This is a genomic window from Rhodococcus sp. P4_E4 (assembly GCF_056401575.1).
This window is the reverse complement of the sequence record NZ_JBFUJB010000011.1, coordinates 1-22,134: the sequence shown is the minus strand read 5'-3', so window position 1 is coordinate 22,134 and position 22,134 is coordinate 1. Positions and strand designations below refer to the sequence as shown.

23 protein-coding genes are annotated in these 22,134 nt (G+C 61.4%); 20 read left to right on the top strand and 3 right to left on the bottom strand.

Translation table 11 applies throughout. From position 1 onward, the window contains the following. The first annotated feature begins 81 nt into the window (after positions 1-81). Together AC1DVN_RS13445 and aztD are read left to right on the top strand one after the other, a co-directional pair. A complete protein-coding gene (locus AC1DVN_RS13445; protein WP_037120598.1) occupies positions 82-1,539 on the top strand; it encodes an APC family permease in 1,458 nt (485 codons plus the stop codon). A gap of 688 nt (positions 1,540-2,227) precedes the next feature. Beyond that, positions 2,228-3,475 (top strand): zinc metallochaperone AztD, encoded by a 1,248-nt coding sequence (gene aztD / locus AC1DVN_RS13440; protein WP_019745644.1) that lies wholly within the window; start codon positions 2,228-2,230, stop codon positions 3,473-3,475. 385 nt (positions 3,476-3,860) lie between these two features. On the opposite strand, the gene AC1DVN_RS13435 is transcribed toward aztD, so the two are convergent. Continuing rightward, positions 3,861-4,328 (bottom strand): VOC family protein, encoded by a 468-nt coding sequence (locus AC1DVN_RS13435; RefSeq protein WP_029256446.1) that lies wholly within the window; start codon positions 4,326-4,328, stop codon positions 3,861-3,863. A 102-nt stretch (positions 4,329-4,430) separates the two neighbouring features. Here AC1DVN_RS13435 and AC1DVN_RS13430 point away from each other — a divergent pair, with 102 nt between their 5' ends. The 4 genes from AC1DVN_RS13430 to AC1DVN_RS13415 all read left to right on the top strand — a co-directional run bounded on the left by AC1DVN_RS13430 (position 4,431) and on the right by AC1DVN_RS13415 (position 7,995). After that, on the top strand, positions 4,431-5,429 hold the full coding sequence (locus tag AC1DVN_RS13430) for a helix-turn-helix transcriptional regulator (protein ID WP_477993907.1): 999 nt from the start codon (positions 4,431-4,433) through the stop codon (positions 5,427-5,429). A 121-nt stretch (positions 5,430-5,550) separates the two neighbouring features. Further along, positions 5,551-6,759 (top strand): MFS transporter, encoded by a 1,209-nt coding sequence (locus tag AC1DVN_RS13425; RefSeq protein ID WP_400818346.1) that lies wholly within the window; start codon positions 5,551-5,553, stop codon positions 6,757-6,759. A gap of 102 nt (positions 6,760-6,861) precedes the next feature. Continuing rightward, positions 6,862-7,530, top strand: coding sequence for a FadR/GntR family transcriptional regulator (locus AC1DVN_RS13420; RefSeq protein WP_019745648.1), 669 nt, complete (start codon positions 6,862-6,864; stop codon positions 7,528-7,530). 21 nt (positions 7,531-7,551) lie between these two features. Next, on the top strand, positions 7,552-7,995 hold the full coding sequence (locus AC1DVN_RS13415; protein WP_019745649.1) for a hypothetical protein: 444 nt from the start codon (positions 7,552-7,554) through the stop codon (positions 7,993-7,995). A gap of 93 nt (positions 7,996-8,088) precedes the next feature. On the opposite strand, the gene AC1DVN_RS13410 is transcribed toward AC1DVN_RS13415, so the two are convergent. Further along, positions 8,089-8,703, bottom strand: a complete 615-nt coding sequence (locus AC1DVN_RS13410) for a TetR/AcrR family transcriptional regulator (protein ID WP_019745650.1) — start codon at positions 8,701-8,703, stop codon at positions 8,089-8,091. Between the two features lie 176 nt (positions 8,704-8,879). Here AC1DVN_RS13410 and AC1DVN_RS13405 point away from each other — a divergent pair, with 176 nt between their 5' ends. The 12 genes from AC1DVN_RS13405 to AC1DVN_RS13350 all read left to right on the top strand — a co-directional run bounded on the left by AC1DVN_RS13405 (position 8,880) and on the right by AC1DVN_RS13350 (position 20,105). Then, positions 8,880-10,115, top strand: coding sequence for a sedoheptulose 7-phosphate cyclase (locus AC1DVN_RS13405; RefSeq protein WP_477993906.1), 1,236 nt, complete (start codon positions 8,880-8,882; stop codon positions 10,113-10,115). Then, positions 10,112-11,140, top strand: coding sequence for a 3-oxoacyl-ACP synthase III family protein (locus AC1DVN_RS13400; RefSeq protein ID WP_020971052.1), 1,029 nt, complete (start codon positions 10,112-10,114; stop codon positions 11,138-11,140). Before AC1DVN_RS13405 ends, AC1DVN_RS13400 begins: the two co-directional genes overlap by 4 nt. A gap of 3 nt (positions 11,141-11,143) precedes the next feature. Beyond that, entirely contained in the window at positions 11,144-12,346 is a 1,203-nt protein-coding gene (locus tag AC1DVN_RS13395; RefSeq protein ID WP_020971053.1) for an MFS transporter, read from the top strand. A 5-nt stretch (positions 12,347-12,351) separates the two neighbouring features. After that, entirely contained in the window at positions 12,352-13,347 is a 996-nt protein-coding gene (locus AC1DVN_RS13390) for a zinc-dependent alcohol dehydrogenase (protein WP_020909399.1), read from the top strand. Beyond that, positions 13,340-14,161, top strand: a complete 822-nt coding sequence (locus AC1DVN_RS13385; protein ID WP_134998928.1) for an SDR family oxidoreductase — start codon at positions 13,340-13,342, stop codon at positions 14,159-14,161. The genes AC1DVN_RS13390 and AC1DVN_RS13385 overlap by 8 nt, the downstream gene beginning before the upstream one ends. Continuing rightward, entirely contained in the window at positions 14,158-15,057 is a 900-nt protein-coding gene (locus AC1DVN_RS13380; RefSeq protein WP_020909402.1) for an NADP-dependent oxidoreductase, read from the top strand. The genes AC1DVN_RS13385 and AC1DVN_RS13380 overlap by 4 nt, the downstream gene beginning before the upstream one ends. Then, a complete protein-coding gene (locus AC1DVN_RS13375; RefSeq protein WP_019745657.1) occupies positions 15,054-15,851 on the top strand; it encodes a VOC family protein in 798 nt (265 codons plus the stop codon). Before AC1DVN_RS13380 ends, AC1DVN_RS13375 begins: the two co-directional genes overlap by 4 nt. Then, positions 15,848-16,732, top strand: coding sequence for a TIGR03619 family F420-dependent LLM class oxidoreductase (locus AC1DVN_RS13370; protein WP_134998929.1), 885 nt, complete (start codon positions 15,848-15,850; stop codon positions 16,730-16,732). The genes AC1DVN_RS13375 and AC1DVN_RS13370 overlap by 4 nt, the downstream gene beginning before the upstream one ends. Continuing rightward, positions 16,729-17,397 carry an HAD-IA family hydrolase gene (locus AC1DVN_RS13365; protein WP_019745659.1) on the top strand — a complete coding sequence of 223 codons (669 nt, stop codon included), beginning with the start codon at positions 16,729-16,731 and terminating at the stop codon, positions 17,395-17,397. The genes AC1DVN_RS13370 and AC1DVN_RS13365 overlap by 4 nt, the downstream gene beginning before the upstream one ends. Continuing rightward, positions 17,394-18,356: an ROK family protein gene (locus AC1DVN_RS13360; RefSeq protein ID WP_477993905.1), complete on the top strand. Its 963-nt coding sequence runs from the start codon at positions 17,394-17,396 to the stop codon at positions 18,354-18,356. The genes AC1DVN_RS13365 and AC1DVN_RS13360 overlap by 4 nt, the downstream gene beginning before the upstream one ends. Before the next feature lie 10 nt (positions 18,357-18,366). After that, positions 18,367-19,467, top strand: a complete 1,101-nt coding sequence (locus AC1DVN_RS13355) for an alcohol dehydrogenase catalytic domain-containing protein (protein ID WP_477993904.1) — start codon at positions 18,367-18,369, stop codon at positions 19,465-19,467. 161 nt (positions 19,468-19,628) lie between these two features. Further along, complete coding sequence (locus AC1DVN_RS13350) at positions 19,629-20,105, top strand: SMI1/KNR4 family protein (protein WP_024487502.1); 477 nt, start codon at positions 19,629-19,631, stop codon at positions 20,103-20,105. A 13-nt stretch (positions 20,106-20,118) separates the two neighbouring features. Here the strand turns inward: AC1DVN_RS13350 and AC1DVN_RS13345 are convergent, their stop codons facing one another. Beyond that, complete coding sequence (locus AC1DVN_RS13345) at positions 20,119-20,892, bottom strand: DUF4190 domain-containing protein (RefSeq protein ID WP_070795555.1); 774 nt, start codon at positions 20,890-20,892, stop codon at positions 20,119-20,121. A 175-nt stretch (positions 20,893-21,067) separates the two neighbouring features. On the opposite strand from AC1DVN_RS13345, the gene AC1DVN_RS13340 reads away from it, so the two are divergent. Continuing rightward, positions 21,068-21,772, top strand: a complete 705-nt coding sequence (locus AC1DVN_RS13340) for a TetR/AcrR family transcriptional regulator (protein ID WP_021345789.1) — start codon at positions 21,068-21,070, stop codon at positions 21,770-21,772. Then, the coding region (locus AC1DVN_RS13335) for an SDR family NAD(P)-dependent oxidoreductase (RefSeq protein WP_477993903.1) at positions 21,769-22,134 on the top strand (366 nt) is incomplete at its 3' end. The genes AC1DVN_RS13340 and AC1DVN_RS13335, both read left to right, overlap by 4 nt.

Below are 22,134 nucleotides of genomic sequence, written 5' to 3'. Positions count from 1 at the left end.
TCCTCACACGCGCGATCGCGGCCGATCCCGGCATATAGCCCCTGCCCGCACTCGACAGTGCACAAATTCAAGGACGCACTTATGAATCACTCGTCGAATAACGCTGTAGCACAGACTGATACGGAGTCCATCAACCTTGAATCCGGCCATCTCAGCCGCCTTCAACTGACCTCGCTGGCCATCTCGTCAATGATCCCTGCCGTCGGCATGGCGTCGTTTCCAATGCTGCTGGTACTCAACGCAGGACTCGGTGGTTGGGTCGCTGCTCTGCTCGCAGCGCTGACAGTCATCTGCGTCGGCAGAGCAGTAACCGTCTTCGCTAGCCGGTATGTCGCCTCCGGATCGCTCTACTCCTACGCCGGCGAAGTATTCGGGCGATGGGCACAGTCACTGATCGCAGCCTCGTTGTTCCTCGGGTATCTGGCGATGGTCGCAAGCATTTTGCTGGTCATCGGCGCGTACAGCGGTAGCTTCCTGCAATCTATCGGCATCGACGGCGGCCTCGATCGCCCTGCACAAATCGCGATCTACCTCGCCTCCGCAGCAATTGTCGCGGCGATCACCTGTCGCGGCCTAGATGTTTCGATCGTAATCGCGGTCCTACTCACTGCGATTTGTCTTCCACTGTTGCTGGCCATTACCGGGGCGAGTGCGATTCACACTGGTCTACATCTGCAGGAACAACTGACTCTTCAGGGCGCGTCCGTCAGCGGGATCGTGGCCGGCATCGCATCCGGAACTGCGTTCCTGGTCGGTTTCGAGGGGAGCGCGGCCCTGGCCACGGAGACCCGCGACCCGAAGAAGAATGTGCCGGCCGCCGTGATGAGTGTCCCCATCGTGCTTGGAACCTTGTACGTGATCGCAACCTTCCTACAGGCACCAGGAATCACGGAGACGTCCGACCAAATCCTCTCCGGCACATCATCCCCCGCCGCCCTGGCCGAGAATGCGGGCTTACCGACCGCAATGGGACAAATGACGGACCTCGTTGTCGCCGTAGCGACCTTCGCCGCACTGATCGGATTCGTCAACTACGGATCCCGCTTCGTCGCCACTCTGTCAGCCGAAAAGCTTCTACCACAAAGGTTCACACGCATACACTCCCGATTTCACAGCCCTGTTTCCGCAATCCTGCTGATCATTCTCGGTGGCCTCTTCGGCATTTGCACTTTGGTGATCGGCGCCACGGGCCCACTTCCTTCCATCTATAACGCAGTGTCAACTCTGGTCGTCTATTTCTGGGTGAGCCCATACGTCGTCATCAGCATCGGCGCCGTGATGCTCCTCTTCCGCGAGCGCGCAGCCACCGCCGTGACAATCGCAGCACTGATCGCCGGTGCCGTCGCAACCTCATGGATCTATCTCAACGGAATCTTCTTCCCCGCACCGTCTCCAGTCAGTGCCATGTCCTACGTTGCGCTCGCAACCATCACGCCGGCCACTATCGCCTTTTACCTGATGGGGCGTCGAAGCCACGCTGACGCCTCCCAGCCGCCACCTCACCTGAACTCGGAACGAGCGACGGCCCGAGAGCAGTAGACGAACCTCAAATTCAAGCCACCAAACCGGCTTCCCCGTCGCGAGGCACGGGCCCACCGGTGCATGAAGACCACGCCACCTAACCTGCACTGGAACTAAAAGCGGAAGCGCCGTCGGCGCCAATTTGCTCGAGTTGGATCAGTGGGCCAAAGACATGGTCCTTGAAGCCGTCGCTACGTCGCGTACGCGTCATCCTTCGGACGCAGCCCCTTCGGCTACTACGCGTGCGCGGCAGCCAACAACGCTGTGGCGCATGGAATGCCCTTCGACCATGCACTCGCTGACGGAGACCCTCGGATCGATACTGAGCGATTCCGGATTCCTGATCAACACCGAATTCGGAGTCCTCGGCATCAGGCCGACATCAGGACCCACATACTCGAACACCGGCCGACCTGGGCGGGAATACACACTATGCCCAGGCCTGCTGCCAGCCCTGGAATCCTGGGTCATGACTGACGCAGACGGCCATGATCCAATGTCGAGGCGTTCGACGCGGCTGATTCCGTACGCGGCAAAAGAATCGCAGGCATGTTCTCAACCGCTCAATATCGGAACGCCCTTTCTGGGAACTCGTGTTCGAGGTCGTCGGCTCGCGAATGCTCGAGCGCGGTGCCCACGCCCGACATGCGAACATTCGCATACTCGACTTTGACAATCATTTACATTAAGCAGTAGATCTATACCCATGCACCTCAACACCCGCATGTCGCGGCGCCTCACCCTTGCCACATCAGTTGGCCTCTCACTCGCCCTCGTTACGGGCTGCTCGTCCGACAACAAGGACTCGGCCCCGTCGGAGACCACCACGACAACCGCGTCCGCACCCACCGAACAAGCTTCGGCAACACCACGTCTCGCAGTCTCCTACGACGGTGGCGTCCTGGTGCTGGATGCAACGTCGCTCGACGTGGTCGGCGAGACCAAGATCGACGGCTTCACGCGACTCAACCCGGCCGGCGACGGTCGCCACGTCATGATCTCGTCGGGTGAGGCATTCAAGGTGCTCGATACCGGCACGTGGTCCTCGGCCCACGGCGACCATTCCCACTACTACACAGCCGATCCCGCGATGTCCGAGGTCGAGTTCGCAGCCAACGAACCCGGACACGTTGTACGCCATGCCGGAAAGACTGTCCTCTTCAACGACGGCTCGGGACTCGTCGAGATCTTCGATCCGGCGCAACTGGCAAAGCGCCAACCTCGCGTCGAGACGTACACCACGCCAGAACCCCATCACGGCGTTGCGGTCGCACTTGCCGACGGCAGCCTGTTGACGACCATCGGAAATTCGGAGTCCCGCAACGGCATTGCAATCCTCGATGCCGACCGCAAGGAAATCCTGCGCAACGAACAGTGCCCCGGTGTCCACGGCGAAGCAGTCGCTGCCGGCGAAGCCATCGTACTGGGCTGCCAGGACGGGTTGCTCGTGTACAAGAACGGAGCGATCACCAAGGTCCAGAGTCCGGATGCATACGGCCGCATCGGAAATCAAGCAGGTTCGGAGGAGTCGGACATCGTCCTGGGTGACTACAAGACTGACAAGGACGCCGAACTCGAACGTCCGCAACGGGTCTCGCTGACCAACACGACGACGTCCGAACTCAAGCTCGTCGACCTCGGCACCAGCTACACCTTCCGCTCACTCGGCCGCGGACCGCACGGAGAGGCACTGGTGCTCGGCACCGACGGCGCCATCCACGTCATCGACCCGAACACCGGCGTCGTCACCAAGAAGATTGCCGTCATCGACGCATGGACCGAGCCCACCAAGTGGCAAGAGCCCAGGCCGGCACTCTTCGTGGAAGACCACACCGCGTACGTCACCGATCCCACGTCGAAGAAGCTGATCGCCGTCGACCTCGAAGACGGCAGCATCCTGACCGAGACCACCCTCGATCACGCCCCCAACGAATTGACCGGTGTCACCGGCTGATTCAGATCCTCATCTCAGGCCCCCATCTCACACCGAGATGAGGGCCTGAGCCGTTCTCGTGCTTCGCCTACTGACCAGGGAATCTCGATACCCAGGCAATCCTCGAGGTGCTACGACGCGCACCTCAGACAATCGAAGCCGTTGTCGCCCGGCTCTGCCGAAGCTGAGCGGTGGGCACGGCCACGACTGACCGCGGCACAAGTCAGCTTGGAATAACTCTCCGCAGAGGCTCGTTGTAGATGGTGTCGGTGTTCGGTTCTTTGCCCCGGGTACCACCCCAGAATTGCCACTTCGAGTGGCCACTTGCCGAGAGGCGCAAGACGGGCACCGACGCGCTGGAGCCGCTGGACACCTTTCGGTGCCAGCGGCTTTGTCGTCTGAATGATCAGGCCGGGTTTTCGCCGGCAGCGACGTCGAGGATCCACGTCACCCCGAACGCATCGGTGAGCATGCCGAATCCGGGGCTCCACGCCGCCGCGGCAAGACCCTCGATGATGGATCCACCGACAGAGAGTTTGGCCCAGTAACCCTGCACCTCTTCGAGCGATTCACCGCGAACCGAGACGAAGAACGGTTGGTCGGTGATCGTGGTGCCGTTCTCGCGGTGCGTCGTGCCGGCATTGGCGGTCGAGCCGCCCGACTGTCCTGGGATGTCGTACGCCATCACGCTGAAGCCGTCCGCGGTTTCGACTTGGCCGAACACAATGTTCTCAGCGCCAGGCACATCCTTGGGCATTCCGAAGTCGCCGTAGGTTGCGATCGTGACCTCGCCACCGAAGACGGACTGGTAGAACTCCAGAGCCGCGCGGGCGTCTCCGCGGAAGTTGAGGTGGGTCGTTGTCTTGATGCTCATGTCTGCTCCTAGTACGAACGTCGCCCGGGTTTTCCCTGACAACGTCGACTCTCACAGCCGTATAGGACTGTTTTCGTCCTAGACTCGTCGTAGTCTCACGACATGGCGACCACCACTCGGCTCTTGAATCTGCTGTCCCTCTTGCAGACGAGGCGCGACTGGCCGGGCGCTCTACTCGCCGAGCGGCTCGACATCAGCCACCGCACGGTCCGCCGCGACATCGACCGGCTCCGGGAGATGGGTTACAGCATTGCGGCGACCATGGGCCCGGACGGCGGATACCGACTCGACGCCGGCAGCGAGCTACCACCCCTGCTGTTCGACGACGATCAGGTCATCGCCTTGGCAGTCGCTCTGCAGGCGGCGACGCTGACCGGCGTCGGCATCGAAGAGGACGCAGTGCGTGCGCTGACCACCGTGCGACAAGTGATGCCGTCGCGCCTGCGTCATCGCCTCGACGCACTCACGTTCACCACGATTTCGACCGATTCCAGCGACGCAGACTCGGTGTCCCCTGAGGTGCTCGTAGCGATTTCCGCAGCGGTGCGCGCTCGCGAGGTGCTCCGCTTCGACTACTCGAACGGCCGCTCAACTGACAACATCGAAATAACACCCCCACGCCGCGTGGAGCCACATCATCTGGTGACCTCCAAGCGTCGCTGGTACCTCGTCGCGTGGGATCTCGAGCGAGACGACTGGCGAATCTTCCGCGCCGATCGCATCACCCCACGCATCCCGAACGGCCCGCAGTTCACACCGAAGGAGATCCCCGGCGGTGACGTGAGCGAATACGTGGCCGCGTGCTTCAAGGGATCGGAACATATCAACAAATGGCCGTGCCACGGCAAGGTCAAATGGCCGTGCCACGGCAAGGTCGTTCTCCATCGACCAGCCAGTTATGTTCTTCCCTTTGTCGAGGACGGCGCCGTCGAAGATCTTGGCCCCGACCAGTGCAGCCTCGAAGCCGGATCATGGTCCTGGGCGGCGCTGGCAGCCTCCTTCAACCGATTCGACACCGACATCGATGTCGTCGGCCCGGCAGAACTGACCCACGCTTTCGCACAACTCGCCGCCCGCAATGCCGCGACTGCTGCGAGTTAGGCAGTCGTCGCGAATGAGATCCAGGTCTCCAACACAACCGTGCGTCCGTGGGTTCATGTAGGTTTCAAGTCCTCAGAGGACCTGAGGACTTGAAGACCTGAACGAAGGGATGCCCAAGGAGATGAAGAAGGGGCAAGTTGCGTTTCTCACCGGCACACACGTCGTGAACGATCTGTACCAGGGGGCTGTACCTGCACTGTTGCCGTTCATGATGCTGGAACGCGGATATTCCTACTCCGCGGTTGCCGGAATCACGCTCGCCGCGACCGGACTATCCAGTGTCGTGCAACCCGCATTCGGCATGCTGGTCGATCGAAAGAGCCGGAATTGGCTGGTACCCACAGGTTTTGTGACGGCCGCAACGGGAATTGTCGTGGCCGCGATGAGCACCACCTACATCGTCACTTGGCTGGCAATTGCTTTGGCCGGCATCGGCATTGCCGCATACCATCCGCCCGCCACAAATTTGGCACGCGCAGCTGGAGGTCACTCGCAGAAGGCCATGAGCGTGTTCTCCGTGGGCGGCACGTTGGGAGCCTCACTGGCGCCACCGTTCGTCACGCTCGTGGTCGGTTCGCTCGGATTGTCCGGCGGCTACCTGCTCGCAGTTCCTGCAGTGGTAGCGGCTATTTGGTGGATCGTCGCCCAATCACGATCGGCCGGCACGGGCACGGACGCCGAATCAGCCCAGTCGTTGAGTTCGCAGCTAGCCGCGAACGGTCCCGTGCCAGATGATTGGCGCTCGTTCACCCGACTCGTGCTGGTAACGGTGTGTTGGTCAATTCCATATGTGACCACGCTGTCGTTGGTCTCACCGTACGTACTCAACGGACTGAACGGATCGTCCTCGAGTGCAGCAATCGTGTTGTCCTCCTTCACCTTGGCGGGAGCGGCCGGCACGCTACTGGGCGGAGCCCTCGCGGACCGTCGTGGTCGACGTGCATCCATCCGACTCGGTTACCTGCTTGCGGTACCTTCACTGGCATTGCTCGCCGCGGCTCCGAACGTGGCAACTGCCGAACTAGGAATCGTGTGTCTCGGATTCGCGATGTTCTTGCCCTTCGCGCCACAGGTGACGCTGGCGCAGGACTACCTACCGAACCGCCCGGGCACGGCAAGTGGGGTGACCCTCGGACTCGCAATGTCAGTGGGAGGCATCGCCTCTCCGCTGTTCGGTTACCTGGCAGATCACTTCGGACCGCGCATGGCGATCGGGGCGACAACTGCAGTGCTGTTGGTCGGAGCCGTCATCGCATTCACCTTGCGCGATCGACGCCTCGACCCGGAAGACGAGACGGAGCGCGAACTGGACGTCATCGCCCTTCGATAACCCGACAGACTGCACCGTAGTCTGAAGATTCATCGGAGGACATGAAGTGTCACTCGGTGGGCCGCTCCACGGCGGTTCACCGAGTCAGTCAGGAGCAGACACATGGCAGTGCGCCAGGTCAAGCAGCAGTCACTGGTACAGAAAGCCGCAGACGAACTTGCGCGCCTCATCGGCGACGGCGAGTGGCCGGTCGGGACGAAAATCCCGAACGAGCAGGATCTGAGCACGCTCCTCGGAGTCGGGCGTTCGACCGGCAGGGAAGCCGTGCGTGCACTGATCGCGTCGGGACAGCTCTACTCTCATCAAGGATCCGGCACCTACGTCATGTCCTCGACTCCGGTCACAGAACTCGAGCGAGAACTCAAACGCTCGGACCGCCGCGAAGTCTACGAAGTACGCCGACTTCTGGAAGTGGAAGCGGGCCGCCTGGCTGCCATGCGTCGGACCTCTGCCGACGTCGACCTGTTACGGGCAGCACTCGCAGCCCGTGAAAATGCTTCGACACCAACAGAATTTGTCGACGCTGACATGGAACTACATCGCGCCGTGGTGAATGCTGCGCACAACAGCGTGTTGTCGATGGTGTTCGATTCATTCATCGAAACGCTCCGCAACTCGGCCCTGGACGTGATCACCGACGTCACGGCACGAAACCCCCAATCCATCGACGACGAAGCCGCTGCCCACCGAGATCTGGTGGAAGCAATCGTCGCGGGTGATGCCGACGCTGCCAGCGCGGCGACGCGCAGGAACATGGACGGGCTCGACTGACCCTCTCTATCGTTGTCAGGCATGACGTCCACATCGCTCCCTCCACGGGGTCTCCGGATCGGTCTGTCCGCCATCGCGTGGCTCAACCTGCTCTCTGCGCTCGTAGGAATGGCGGGCCTGACGATCGGCGGCGGGATGGGCCTGCCTCCGGAGTGGATCGAGGGAACCGTCTTCCCTTCATATTTCTTGCCCGGAATCCTCCTCGGCGTTGTCGTCGGAGGCATCCAGGCCGCCGCGCTCTTCGCTCAGCACAACAGGTTCCGTCTGACGTGGGGCCTGCACGCGGCCGCCGGCCTGACCATGATGATCTGGATCTTCGTCGAGATCGCCATCGTTCTCGCCTGGTCGCCGCTGCAGGGCATCTTCTTCACCACCGGACTAGTCCAGACGATCCTCGCCGTTCTCGCACTCGGCGCCTGGCCCCGCCCCTTCCTCCAACGAACCGACAGCCATCACGGTCAGTGACGAATTACATTGGGATAGAAGGTCACTAGGACCGACCTCGATGCTCTCCATCGCCCAATCCAGCTCGACCCCCGACCGTCAACTGAAATCTGTTCAGCCGATGAGGTCTTTCGAGAAGTTCAGCGAGTCGAAAGACCTGTTCGCTACGAGTTCCAATTGCCTCTGTGTTGCACCGTCTCGGGCGCGCTGAGACATGCCTTGGATGACTACACCGATGAACTCGGCAAGGTCCTCGGGATCGCAGTCAGCGGGCATGAGTCCGTTGGCGATATCGGCTGCGATCCTCTGCGACAGCAACACCACGTTGGCATTTCGCATGTCGCGCAATCGGTTTGCTATGTGACTGTTGGCGTCGGTCACGCTGACCGCCGCGCTGATGATCAGACAACCACCCGGACAAGACTCGTCGGTGTAATGGGACGCCGCGTCGTTCAAGAGGCGGCGAATCAATTCGGATGCCTCGCGCTCTTCGGCGAACGCCCGGTCCATGAAGTCGCCGCGAGTCGCGTTGTAGTGATCGACGGCGGCAAAGAACACTCCTTCCTTGCCGCCGAAAGCACTGTAGAGACTCGGTGGATTTATCTGCATCGCAGCAGTCAACATGGCAACGGATGTCCCCTCGTAGCCGTGCTCCCAGAAGGCATACATCGCCTTGTCCAAGGCCGCGTCTACGTCGAACTTCCGCCCTTGTCCCGGCACCCCGGCCATGCAACCTCCCAATTCCGCAGCATCTACCGATCCAAATGTGATCTATTCTACTCTTGTAGCGATCACTATGCGAATGTCCTACTGTTCTCCTCGAAAGTTCATTTCGTTCACTGAAGTACCGCCGTACTGCTGACACAGCTCGCGAACGCTCTTTCACACCGTCTAGGGGGATCGACATGCGTAGTGCCGCTTCATTCAAACTGGGTCTCAGCCACAGCGCGGCCACCGATTCGACATGGAAGGTCGAAGCGGTCAAACAGGTCGAGTATCACGTGATTGCCGCACGAAATCTGTTCGCCAAGGACAGCACTCGACTACTCGACGGGTGCAGCGCAGCGTCGCTACACCGCGGAGACCGACGCTTGATCATCATCGACGCGAACGTCGACCGAATTCACGGGGATAGAATTCGAGGCTACTTCGAACACCACGGAATACGAGCATCCTTCGTACCGATGCGAGCCGACGAGACGGTCAAAGAGTGGGGTTCTGCGGTGCGGGTGGTCGACGCGATGAACGGATTCGGCATCGACCGACGCAGGGAGCCGGTAATCGCGATCGGCGTGGGTGTTCTACTCGACATTGTCGGTTTCGCCGCGAGCGTCTACCGCCGCGGAACGCCGTACATCCGGGTCCCCACCACACTGATCGGCCTCGTCGACGCCGGGGTCGGCGTCAAGACCGGAGTCAACTACGGCATGGGCAAGAATCGACTGGGGACGTATGCACCGGCCCTGGCAACTTTTGTCGACCGAGCATTCCTGCGTACCCTCGACAACCGACACTTGTCCAACGGCCTTGCCGAGATACTCAAGATGGCCTTGATCAAATCCCTCGACCTCTTCGAACTGCTGGAAATCTTCGGGGAACGATTGATCGATGACAGGTTTCAGGGCTCTTCCGACGAACTCGACACAGCAGCAACACAAGTCATCGCCGAGTCGATCCACCTGATGCTCGAGGAACTGCAGCCCAATCTGTGGGAATCCTGCCTCGAACGCTGCGTCGACTACGGCCACACATTCTCGCCCACGCTCGAGATGGAAGCACTACCGGAACTTCTGCACGGTGAAGCCGTAGCTGTCGACATGGCATTGACGTCTGCACTGGGTTATTTGCGGGGAAGTATCAGTGAAGCTGAACTTGATCGCGTCCTGACTGTAATGAGGCGCCTCGGCCTTCCCACCTGGAACGACGTCTTGTCCACACCGGGCGTCCTCGGCGCCGCATTGGCCGACACAGTGCGTCATCGGGACGGGCGGCAACGGCTGCCTTTGCCGGTCGGGATCGGTGGACACCACTTCGTCAATGATGTCACGATCGACGGAATCAACTCTGCCTCCGCCCTTTTGAACAGGAAGAGCGACGAGCTACGCGTCCGTGAGACGTCGGTGACGAAGGTCGCGTCATGAGGTGGGGCGGCCTCTACATCGAAGGCTTCGGCTCATACCTACCGGACAGGCGGGAACAAGCCTCCGACATGGTGACCGAAGGACGGTTCGATCCCGTCGAACAGCAGAAGACCGGACAGACTTCGGTTGCAGTGTCGGACCCTGATATCGGCGAATCCGCGCCGGAGATGGCAGTCTTCGCAGGCAGAGCTGCGTTGGCCGACAGCGGAATCAGCAGCAACGAAATCGACCTACTCGTGCATGCAGTGGTTCTGCACAACGGCCTGGAGGCGTGGAACTGCGGCGCCTACATTCAGAACGAACTTGGCATCGACGACTGCCTGCCGATCGAGATCCGAACAGCCTGCGCCGGAGCAATCGTCGGAATCGAACTGATCGGCCGCTGGTTCGACGGACACGGCAAAGGCCTGGTAACTGCATCCGACGCTTGGCGTCTCCCCCTGTTCGACCGGTGGAATTCCGACAGCGGTCTCGCCTACGGAGACGGCGCGGCCGCTGCTGTCATCGGCCCGGATCCGGGTCCCTTTCGTATTCTTTCGACTTCCGTAGTCACTGATGCACACCTCGAGCAGATGCACCGCGGGCACGAGCGCACAAGCATGCCTGTCTACGGCACCGCCGACCCGATCGATCTCCGAGCACGGGTGGGGGGCTTCACCGAGACTCACTCCATCGACGAGTTCTGGTCACGCAACGCGGCCGCTCTGTCTCGATGCGCTGAAACAGCTTTGGGTGATGCCGCCACTCATCACGGTGACATCGCCACCTGGATCGTACCGAATTTCGGCAACGTCCTACTCCGCAAACAATGTTTCGAGCCGCTGAAGATCCGCGCCGAGCAGACCTTGGTCGAACTCGGCAGAACCATCGGCCACACCGGTGCTGCCGACCCACTACTGGGCCTCGACCTGCTCCGCCGCAGCAAGGCCCTGCACCCTGGAGACCGGATCATGCTCACCGGCATCGGCGTCGGGTTCACATGGGGATGCGCAGTCGTCGAATACACCGGATACGAGAAGGGATAGGCCATGGTGGTCGAAACTCCGCACGAATTGACGACAACGGCTCGCTCTACCAACGCGAATGCCGCAATAATCTGGATGCTCCTGGCAGTGTTCGGCGTCGGCACTGTCGAATACCTTGTGGCCGGCGTACTTCCGGACATCTCCACCGACCTCGGGGTCAGCACCTCCACAGCCGGACTGCTCGTCACCATCTATGCCGTCACAGTGGTCATCGGTGGCCCTCTACTGACGATCGCTACCACCAGGGTGCCGCGGACACCTCTCATCGCGGCTCTGATGGCTCTCTTCGTCATCGGCAACATCGGAACTGCGCTGGCACCGAACTTCGCAACCATGGTGATATTTCGGATCATCACTGCTCTGCCACACGCGACGTTCTTCGCTCTGTGCCTGGTGCTGGCGACGTCGTTGGTGGCGCCTGAATTCCAAGGGCGTGTGATCGCCCGCGTCACCCTCGGACTGAACCTGGCGACGGTCCTCGGCGTCCCCTTGGGAACTCTCATCGGTACACAACTGGGTTGGCGCTGGTCTTTTGCGATCATCGCCGTTTTCCAACTGCTGGTCACCGCTGCGCTGATCGCCTCGACGCGCAACGCCGCTCCCTCGCACCAGACCGGCAACGTCAGCTCAGAGCTACGGGTGTTCACCCGGGGCCCAGTTCTGTGGGCGATCGGGCTGACCGCTCTCAGTCAGGCAGCGCTTTTCGTGGTGTTCACCTACATCTCGCCGTATCTCACCGAGCATGCCGGCATCTCGGTGTCGACGGTGACGGTGGTGTTGTTCGTATTCGGCGTCGGGTCTGTTGTCGGCAATCAACTCGGTGGTTACTACGCAGACAAGGACCTGGACAAAACGCTGTACATCGCGTTGACCGCGCTCGCGTTGGCACTTCTCGCTCTCTTCGTCTTCGGCGGAACGTCTTGGTTTGCCTTCGCCTGGATGTTCGTACTCGGTGCTACCGGTTTTTCCATTATTCCGCCGCTCGCCTCGAAACTCATCGGTGCTGCAAGCGAAGCCCCGCACCTTGCTGCCACGGTCAACATTGCAGGATTCCAACTTGCGAATGCTGCCGGCGCGTGGATCGGCTCGATCGCTCTGTCCGGCGGCAACAGCGTTGCAGTCCTGCCTGCTATCGGGGCAGTCCTCGCGGCGGGCGCAGTACTGCTGCTGTTCGTCAGTCGGCGCACTGCTCGGAGCGTGACGTGAAAGCCATGAGAGCTGCGATGATCGACGCTCCCCGTTCCGTGTCGATCGTGACGATCGACCGTCCCAACTGCGGGCCTGACGATGTCGTCGTCAAGGTTGCCTATGTCGGTCTGTGCGGTACGGATCTGGAGTTGTTGCACGGCACGTCGTCATACCTCACTGATGGCCTTACGTCGTTTCCGCATCACTTCGGGCACGAATGGGTGGGCACCGTAGAGCAGACCGGCCCGAATATTCACGATCTGTCGGCGGGTGACGTAGTCACCGGGAGCACGATGATTTTCTGCCAGGCGTGTTCGGCCTGCGGGGCCGGACGACGCAACCAATGCTCCGATCTGCGTGAGGTCGGGCTATACGAACATCCTGGTGCCGCAGCCGAATTCCTCCGCATGCCGCGGCGCACGGTCGTTTCACTCGGTCGCGTCACAGTCGAACCGGAGCACGTTCTCATCGAGCCGCTCGTGACGGTGCTCGAGGCGCTCGACGCTGCTTCGGTGTCGCCGGGTGATCGGGTTCTCGTCGTCGGCGCGGGCACGATCGGCAGCTTGTCCATCGCCATGCTGAGTCGATACCCGATCACCGTCGACGTTCTCGAACCCCGGTCGATCGAACACCTCGACTCCGGCACCGTCACACACAGTTTCACCGATGCCACACACCTGACCGGGCAGTACGACGTGGTCGTGGAGGCGTCTGGCGGCGCCGGTGCGCTGGGTACCGCCGTAGGCGTTCTCCGTCCGGGAGGCAAGTGCATCCTCGTAGGCGTCGCGGCGCACACGGAATCGATCGATCCCGGAGCGGTTGCGCTGGCCGGCATTTCGATCATCGGAGTACGTCACGGGGTAGATCACTACCGCCGAGCCGCGGAACTGTTCCCGCTGATTCGCCCGGCATTGACCGCATTGATCGACAGTGTGGTTCCTCTGACCGAAGCACAGTCCGCATTCGATCGTCTCGAAGGCCACAGGACACGGCCGAAGGTGGTGATCTCTGTTGAGTGAGCTCGAATACTCAGTGATAACCGGAGCGAGTAGTGGTATCGGCCGGGCAATCGCGCTCGCGCTTGCGAAAGAGGGTCACAACCTCGTCCTCGGATACGGCAATGGTCTCGATCGCATCGCACGGTTGGTGAGCGAACTAAATGCGCAGTTCCGCATCGACGTCGTTCCCCTGCAACTGGACCTGCGCAATGCCGAATCGACAGTCGACGCCGTTCTGAGATGCACAGATGAACTGGGTGAGATCCACTGCCTGGTAAACAATGCCGGAATCAACGATCGATCACCCGCAGATGCACTCGCCATCGATCGAATGCGCGAGGTCATGGCCGTCAATTCGATCACCCCACTTGCGTTGGCCTCGTCGGTGGGGCGCCGGATGATCGCGCGAGGTATCGCAGGATCGATCGTCAACATCACATCGATCCATGACACGGTCCCCATCACCGGCGGTGCAATCTACTGCGCCAGCAAGGCCGCATTGGCGGCGTCGAGTCGTGTCCTCGCCCTCGAATTCGCGCCCCACGGAGTGCGCGTCAATTCCGTCGCACCGGGAGAAACCGCCACCGCGATGAACGGCATCGATGACGAATCCTCGTATGCGGACATCGATCGCCCCGCTATCCCGTTGGGGCGTCCGGCCGGTGTGCACGAGGTCGCAGCAGCCGCGGCGTTCCTCGCCGGGTCCGGTTCGAGCTATCTCACGGGGACCACCGTTACCGTCGACGGCGGACTGGTTCTGACTGCAGCCGAAGCGAATGCCCGCTACGCCGTCGATCATTCTCCAACGCAAGGTCTCATGAAAGGAATCGCATGAAAGCCATCGCAATCGAAGCCACCGGCGACCCAAGCGTTCTCACTCTCACCGAGGTTGACGAGCCGACATCCGGCCCCGGAGACGTCACTGTTTCCGTTGCAGCCGCTGCCGTCAACCCTGTCGATCTGAAGACCCGTTCGGGGTTCTTGCCCATCGAGTTGCACTTCCCAGCCGTATTGGGATGGGACGTCTCCGGAACTGTTATCGCAGTCGGATCCGCGGTAACACGCTTCACGCCAGGAGACCGCGTCATCGGAATGATCGCGCAACCGGCACACCGCTACGGAACCTATGCCGAACGCGTCACCGCCGACCAGTCCTTGTTCGCACCCGCTCCGTCGAACGTCACCCTCGAGCACGCTGCTGCGATCCCACTCGCAGCGCTCACCGCTGTGCAATGCCTCGAGAAACTCGACCTTGCACCAGAATCCACGGTGTTGGTGACCGGTGCTGCCGGCGCGGTGGGCCGAATAGCGTCGGCGCTGCTGATCTCGCGGGGACACCGCGTCGAAGCCCTCGCTCGCGAGAGCGACACTGACGAACTCTTGGCCCTCAGCCTCAGCCGGGTCATAGCGAGTCCCGTCGACCTGCCGCAGAAGGAGTACGACGCCATCGTCGACACGGCGGGTATTGCCGAATCCGTCGACAGTGTGCGAGACGACGGCGCCTTCATCTCCATCGACGACAACGAGCAACCCGCACCGCAACGTGGAATCACACCGGCGAAAAGCTATGTCGACGAGGACGGCTCGGGCCTCGAATCATTCGCCGAACTGGTATCGACCGGTTCGGTCACCGTCCCTGTCGCCCGAACATTCCGGTTCGACGAAGCACCCCAAGCCCACGCTCTGCTGGCCGCGGGCGGAACCCGAGGAAAGGTACTGCTGATCCCATGACCGTGACCGCGAATGTCGAAGATGCCTTGTCCACAGTCGGTGTCACCGTTCCCGATGCGGACGCCGCCGCCAACTTCTTCGCTTCACTCCTGGGTGCGAACCGCGTCGTAAGATACCCCGGACGTGTCTCCGTACCGATCGGATTGTCGGGGGTCGTGGATTTCGTATCAGCGGATTGGCCCCATCAACCCCCACCGCGGTTGGTCGACATCGGTACCAACCATCTCTGCTTCACTGTCGGCGATATCGAACTCGCTGTGAGCTACCTTGATTCGCGAAGCGACGTGACAGTCCTCGGCGACGTGATCGAGGTACCCGAGGGTCCGATTGCGGGCAACAAGTGGGTGTACTTCCGGTCGCCGTGGGGCGATCTCTTCGAACTTCAGCAGTGGCCCGAGGAGCCGGGATACTTCCACGAGACCCAGGCCCGACTCCACCACAGACGAGAGGACATCGCGTCAGCCCTTCTCCCGACCTGCCGCGGTTTGGATCACACGGGCTACAGCGTCCCGGACCTCGACGCCGCGATAGCGCGTCTGGTGACCGCCCATTCGGGAACCGAGGTGCTCCGCACCGACATCGCAGCGGATCGCGGGTTCATGACGGCACAGTTCGATCTCGACGTCGAAGGAACGTCCCGGATGGCGATGGTATCCGTCGGCGACTTGAACATCGAGTTGTTCGAGCACCACATCGGCCGGCAGGAGGCCCCTCGCCCTTTGACCGCCAACGGGGGAAACTTCCTGACGTTCCGCCACGGGGGCGCCGCGCGACTGATTCCGAGTTCGCTGTGAAGTACGGAATCAATCTCCCCAACTTCGGGCCGCAGATCGACCCCGAGGGGATTCTCGCGTGGGCCCGGACAGCGGAAGCTGCCGGATTCGACAATGTCCTACTCTCGGATCACGTGGTGTTGACCGACGACGCGAATCGCCGCTCTCCCGCTCCGTTTTACGAGTGCCTGGCCACGCTGTCCTGGCTCGCAGCGGGTACCGAGTCGATTCGCCTGGGCAGCGGCGTGCTGATCGGCAGTCACCGACACCCGGCCCACCTCGCCCACGCGACCGCGACGATTGATCGACTCAGCGGCGGACGGTTGATCGTGGGCATCGGGGTCGGCTGGACTGCACAGGCTTTCGACGTCCTCGGCGTTCCGTTCACACGTCGAGGCCGACTGACGGATACCACTCTCGAAACCCTGATCGCAGCGTGGACGTCGGAGACATACGACGCACCGGGCTCGGCCGGAACACATCGCGTGCACAACGGACCTCTACCGCTGCAGCAACCACACCCTCCGTTGTGGATCGGCGGCAACGGACCCGCTGCGATCGACCGAACCAACAGATTAGGCACTGCATGGCACCCATTGCACCCTACCCGGGGCCTATGCATCGCTGGAGTCGCTTCACTCGCCCCCGGGCGTGAGTTCGTCCCCCGCATCTACTTTCTCCCCACCGAAAGATCTGTCGAATCACCAGACCGTCCACTCGGGTACGGAACCATCAACCAGATACGTGCCGACATCGATTTTCTGTCTGAGATCGGTGCACAGACGATTGTGCTCGATACCGATCCTGGTGACCAGCGACTGCGCCGCTCAACCGACCACGATCTCGATCTGATTCGCATTGCCGGCGAAAGTTTGGAAATGAGTCGGGTGGCCGTCTTATGACTCTGCGGCCCAGCTTGATTCGACAATCCATTTCGACCTCGGCACTGCTGTTCGACATGGACGGAACCCTCGTCGATTCGCAGGCGTCGATCGAGGCTGTCTGGTTCGAATTCGCGGACCGGCACGGCGTTGATCGGGCGGTGGTAGCGCAGGCACTTCCAGGCCGCATCGCTTCCGACATCATCGTTCGGGTTCTCGGTAATCGAGCAAACGTCGAATCCGAACTGAACTGGATCAGGCAAAGCGAAGAGCAGAACTCGCATCCAGTTCGCGCCATCGCCGGCGCCAAGGACTTTCTGGCGTCTGTGCCCCGGGAGCAATGGGCGATTGTCACGTCGGCCCCTCGATCGATGATGGTGCGAAGGCTCACTGAAGCGGGCCTCCCGCTTCCACACGCGTCGGTATGCGCTGAGGACGTGCGCGCCGGCAAGCCAGATCCCGAGGGCTTTCTTGCAGCGGCGGCGCGCTTGAAGGTTTCCGCCGACTCCTGCACCGTATTCGAAGACTCCTCGGCCGGCATGGCTGCTGCGGCCGATTCCGGCGCATCATGCGTTGCAATCGGAGCCGAGCCCGGACGAAACCTTTTGAGAGTGAATAATTTTACTTCACTACGACTCTCCCGAGAGAGATCGGAGCTCGTAATCGACGTGGTACCGGAACTATGACGGATACCGTATCGGTCGATCTGGGAGGTACGTGGCTACGCATCCGCAGCGGTGAGCGAACCGAACGGCTGCCATCGCCCAGCGTGCTCCGACAACCGTCTGCCACTCCCGATCAACTCCTGCGCGAGCTGATCGAGACACTGGATCGATATCTACCGCCGGGTGCCGCAGTGAACATGGCGTGCGGGGCCGCGCTCGACGAACAGAAGGGCGTCGCCCATGGATCCGGCCCATTGTGGGGCGGCACTCCTGCCGGTGAGATTCCGTTGCTGCGCCTCCTCGAATCCCACCGCCCGGACGTTCGATGGACACTCGTGAACGACGTGACGGCAGGGTTGGCGTCATTCGCTCGTGGGTTTACACGTCCCACCGATCGGCGCATCGCCTACCTCACCATCAGCAGCGGGATCGCACTGCGGATAGCTGATGCAAGAGAGGGAGTGATTCCAGTGGACGCATTGGGGTTGCAAGGTGAGGTCGGCCACCTTCGTGCAGTGACGTCGGGGCCGGATACAGTGCGACAGTTGCCCTGCGCATGTGGAGGCATCGGACATGTCGCGGCGATCTCGTCCGGCTCGGCGTTGGCTGCTGTCGCCTCGGCTCTCGAATTGCCCTATGACAGAGATTCGTTCGGTCCAGCACTCGCGTCAGGCGCCCCTGGTGCATCACTTCTGTTGAGCGTGGTCGTCGAGCCGATCGCCGAGCTGGTCAGAACGATGATCGCCCTCGATCCACGACTGGATCGCATCGGGATCGGTGGCGGGCTCGCCGAAGGTCTGTCCGAGATGTACGAGAGGGAACTTTGTTCCCAACTCGCCTCGGTGCGATCGTACGCGGACACGTCACTGACTCCCGAGAGAATCCGTAAGACGATATACCTGTGCCGTCCTCACGACATCGACACCCTGTCCGGTGCCGACGATATTGCCGCCGGTCGCCTCCGCGTAAGCAAGCTGTGAAAGAGGATTCATGACAACGCAACTCACCCATCGCGCAATCGTGAGAAGGGGCAGTCGGTCGAGCGTCGAAAAGCGGCCGACTCCAACTCCCGGACCCGGCGAACTTCTCGTCGCCCCCGAGAAAGTCAGCCTGTGCGGGACTGACATTCAGATTGTGCGCGGAGACAGGGACGACCCCTCGCCCATCGTCGGCCACGAAGGCGCTACCCGCGTCGTCGAAGTGGGCGACGGCGTCACCGGCTTCGAGGTAGGTGATCGAGTCGTGGTCAACCCGACGCATCCGCATGATTCATCGTTTCTTCTCGGCCACAACGTCGAGGGGTTGTTTCAACAACGCGTCATCATCGGCGTGCCCGCGGTGAGTGGAGGGTTGGTCACGCCGTTGCCACTGGAACTTTCCAGCGCACGCGCTACTCTCGTCGAACCGTACGCCGTCGTCAGGTACGCGCTCTCCTGCCTCTCCCGTGAGTCACCGGGGACGCTGCTCATTTTCGGCGACGGTCTCATCGGAAATCTGGCTGCGGCCCTCGCACCCTCCGTTCTCTTCCCAACCGTCCGAGTAGTAATGGTCCACCGCACCGAACTCGGCATGGAGTGGACGACAAATCACTTTCCATCCGTGGTCAACTCGCTCACTACCGAGAACTGGGTACGCGAAACCACAGGCTCGGTCGCCGTGCTGGTCGCGACTCACCGCGCCGGCACAGTAGCGTCGATCGACACCGCTCTGGAACGCCTCGGCGATCGAGTTGTCTCCGTGCATCCGATTGGTGGAGTGCCGGCCAAGGCCACGTCCGATTTGTTACCCGGGGTGGACATCGCCGGGGTGCGACAGGCCAACACGGGTGGACCGACACCACCCGCGATCACGACGTTCACCAGGGGCTCTCTGCGCGTTGCCTTGACGGGCAACAGAGGAGTCACGAACCACCAACTCGCCTCCGCTGCAGCTGCATTGACGAGCGCCGACGACACGATCGACACGCTACTCACACACCAACTCGGCATCGATGAGGGCACCGCATTGATGAACGTGATCTGCGAGAAACGGACCCGAGAGGTGGACGGCGAGTTGGTGATTCGATTGGTGGTGAATCTTGCGGGTCATTGAAGGTATTTGATCCGACGAACTCGGGGAACAACCAGCCAAGACCTCCCGTCCGAGATCCCCCACGGACTCGCATTGCTAGTGTTGATGACGTGTTTGCCACGGGACCCAACGCGCTGACGGTAAAAGGCCAACCGACGCTTCAACACATAGATTTAACCTTTTTGGATTCTTTTCGATTTCCCGACCGGCAGGGCTTCCCCGATTCATATCGCGCATTCATCCGGCACGCAGGGTGGGCGCGGACCTTCGGACTCTGGCTCATCTATCCGCCCGTCCTTCCCGGATTTGCCGACGGCTGGCAAGGGCGCGCCCGCAACCTCACCGCTCATCTTCATTCGGTCTACACAGAAGGACAGGATGACGAGTTCGATTGGATGATCGAACCCGACGGCGATTGGTCACTCCCCGACTCGCTGCAGGTTTTCGGATGGAGCGAAAACGGTGACGCCCTCCTGTGGGACACAGCATCACGCGACACCGACGGAGAGTTTCCGGTTTGGGAATCGCGATCGTTCAACTCCCTCCACCGCCTCGGCGGGAGCCTCTACGAAGCACTTCCGTCCATTCGCACCCGGACGGCGAGCCTGTTCGGACCCCGCGCCTACGACATCGAGCCACTCCAGCCCACCCAACTCTGACGCGCGACCCAAATTATCGAAAGGCCGCGGGCACAGCCACTAGTACGACACCTACGATGACGACCAGCGACAGATAGCCGAGAACGAGGCCGGCCACTGCCAATCCGCGCCCACTTTCGCCGGAACGGCGAATCTGGTTCAGCGACACATGGCCCACGGGAATAGCAAGAACCCCACCGAAGATTCCAAGTACCAGTGCGACGATGGCCAAGGCATTCGTACCGCCGACCACCCCTGGCGGCGGCGACACCACCTGCCTGACAGGCCCGAATGCCGAACGAAGGCTCCTCCCTAACAGCAGCGCCCCGACCATATACAGCGACAGTCCCGCCACTGATCCGGCTACCCAGGCTCCACGAAACGCCGGCCCGTCGACGTCGAGGATCCTCCCCGCCGCCCTTACCCCGGATCCTGCTGCACCGACCGCGATACTCAAATTCACTGCGCCAGGAAGAACGGCAAGCAAGGCAATAGCACCGATACCAAGCGAAAATGCCGGGCCACCTCGGCGCCGCCACGCCAACGAACTCATCAGCGCTGCGAACAAAGTCACAGCAATGCCTAAAAGCCCAGTCACAAATCCGACAACGACTCCCGTCTCGAAGTCCCCACCTAGATGACGAGCAACCCACTGTGCCCAGGCCCGTGCGAATGGCGGCCCGAGCGTCAGCGAGGCAACGACCGTTGCAACCGCAACACACGCCACGACACTGATGACCCGCAGAATCCACCCCAGATAACCAGAATGCGAATTATTCGGCGCAACAGTAGTTTCCGAGTCGATCACCAGGATTCCTTCGTTCAGAGTGTGACAACAGAACGGCTCTAGCCGTCACTCCACACAGAACCGTGGCCGGACCGGCTCACTCATCTGATCAAGTTCTGGTGCCTGTGTCTGTAGTTCGTTCGCACGACCAAACCCGCGATAGCAACGATTACACATTTGTGTTAGCGTTGTTTTCATGAGTTCGAGAGCAAAGATTCTGGCCGCAGCGACCGAGCTGCTCAACACCTCCCCCAACGGTGACATCTCCACCCGTGCCGTGTGCGAGATGGCCGGCGTCGGCGCCCCCGCGCTCTACCGTCAGTTCGGCGACAAGGACGGACTGCTCGCAGCCGTCGTCGAGGCAGGTTTCTTCGAATACCTCGAAGGCAAACGCGCTGCGACACCTTCCGATGACCCCGTCGCCGATCTACGGGCCGGCTGGGATGCGCATACAGCCTTCGCGCTCGCACATCCCGCTCATTACCGACTGATGCACTCACCTTCCGCCCAGAGTGCCGACACCGCCTTGCAAGCCCAGGCGCTACTTCGATCCGTTCTCGAACGATGCGCTGCGGCAGGCGCCCTGACCGTATCGGTCGACGTGGCTACACAGATGGTGATGTCCGCCAATGCGGGTGTCGCTCTGATGCTCGTCGTAAGGCCGGAACAGTACCCCGATCCGACACTGTCACAGCGAGTTCGCGACGGAATCTTCGCGTCCATCATCGACGAATCCGGCGCCCACCCGGACGCCTCCCTCAACAGAGTTGCATCCACTCTCGACGCTCAACTCGCCTCCGCAGATTCAACTTCCCTCTCCACCAACGAAGTCGGCCTACTACGGGAGTGGCTCCGCAAGCTGTCCGATGCACCCGAAACCAGTTCAGGAGTTACATCATGACTGACACCACCATCCGCGTCGCCATCGTCACCGGAGCTTCCGGCGGCATCGGGCGAGAGACTGCCGAGAAGCTCGCCGCCGACGGAATGGCTGTCGCCGTGCACTATTCAGGAAACCTGCAACGCGCCCAGGAAACAGTTGACACCATCGTCGCAGCGGGCGGTCGCGCCATCGCGGTGCATGCGGACGTCGCCGACGAAGGTGAAGTCGCGACCCTGTTCGATACGGTCGAGGAGGAGTTCGGGGGCATCGACGTCGTCGTCCATGCAGCCGGAATCATGATTCTCTCCACCGTCGCAGAACTGAACTTCGACGATTTCGATCGGATGCATCGGACCAACGTCCGAGGGACCTTCGTGGTC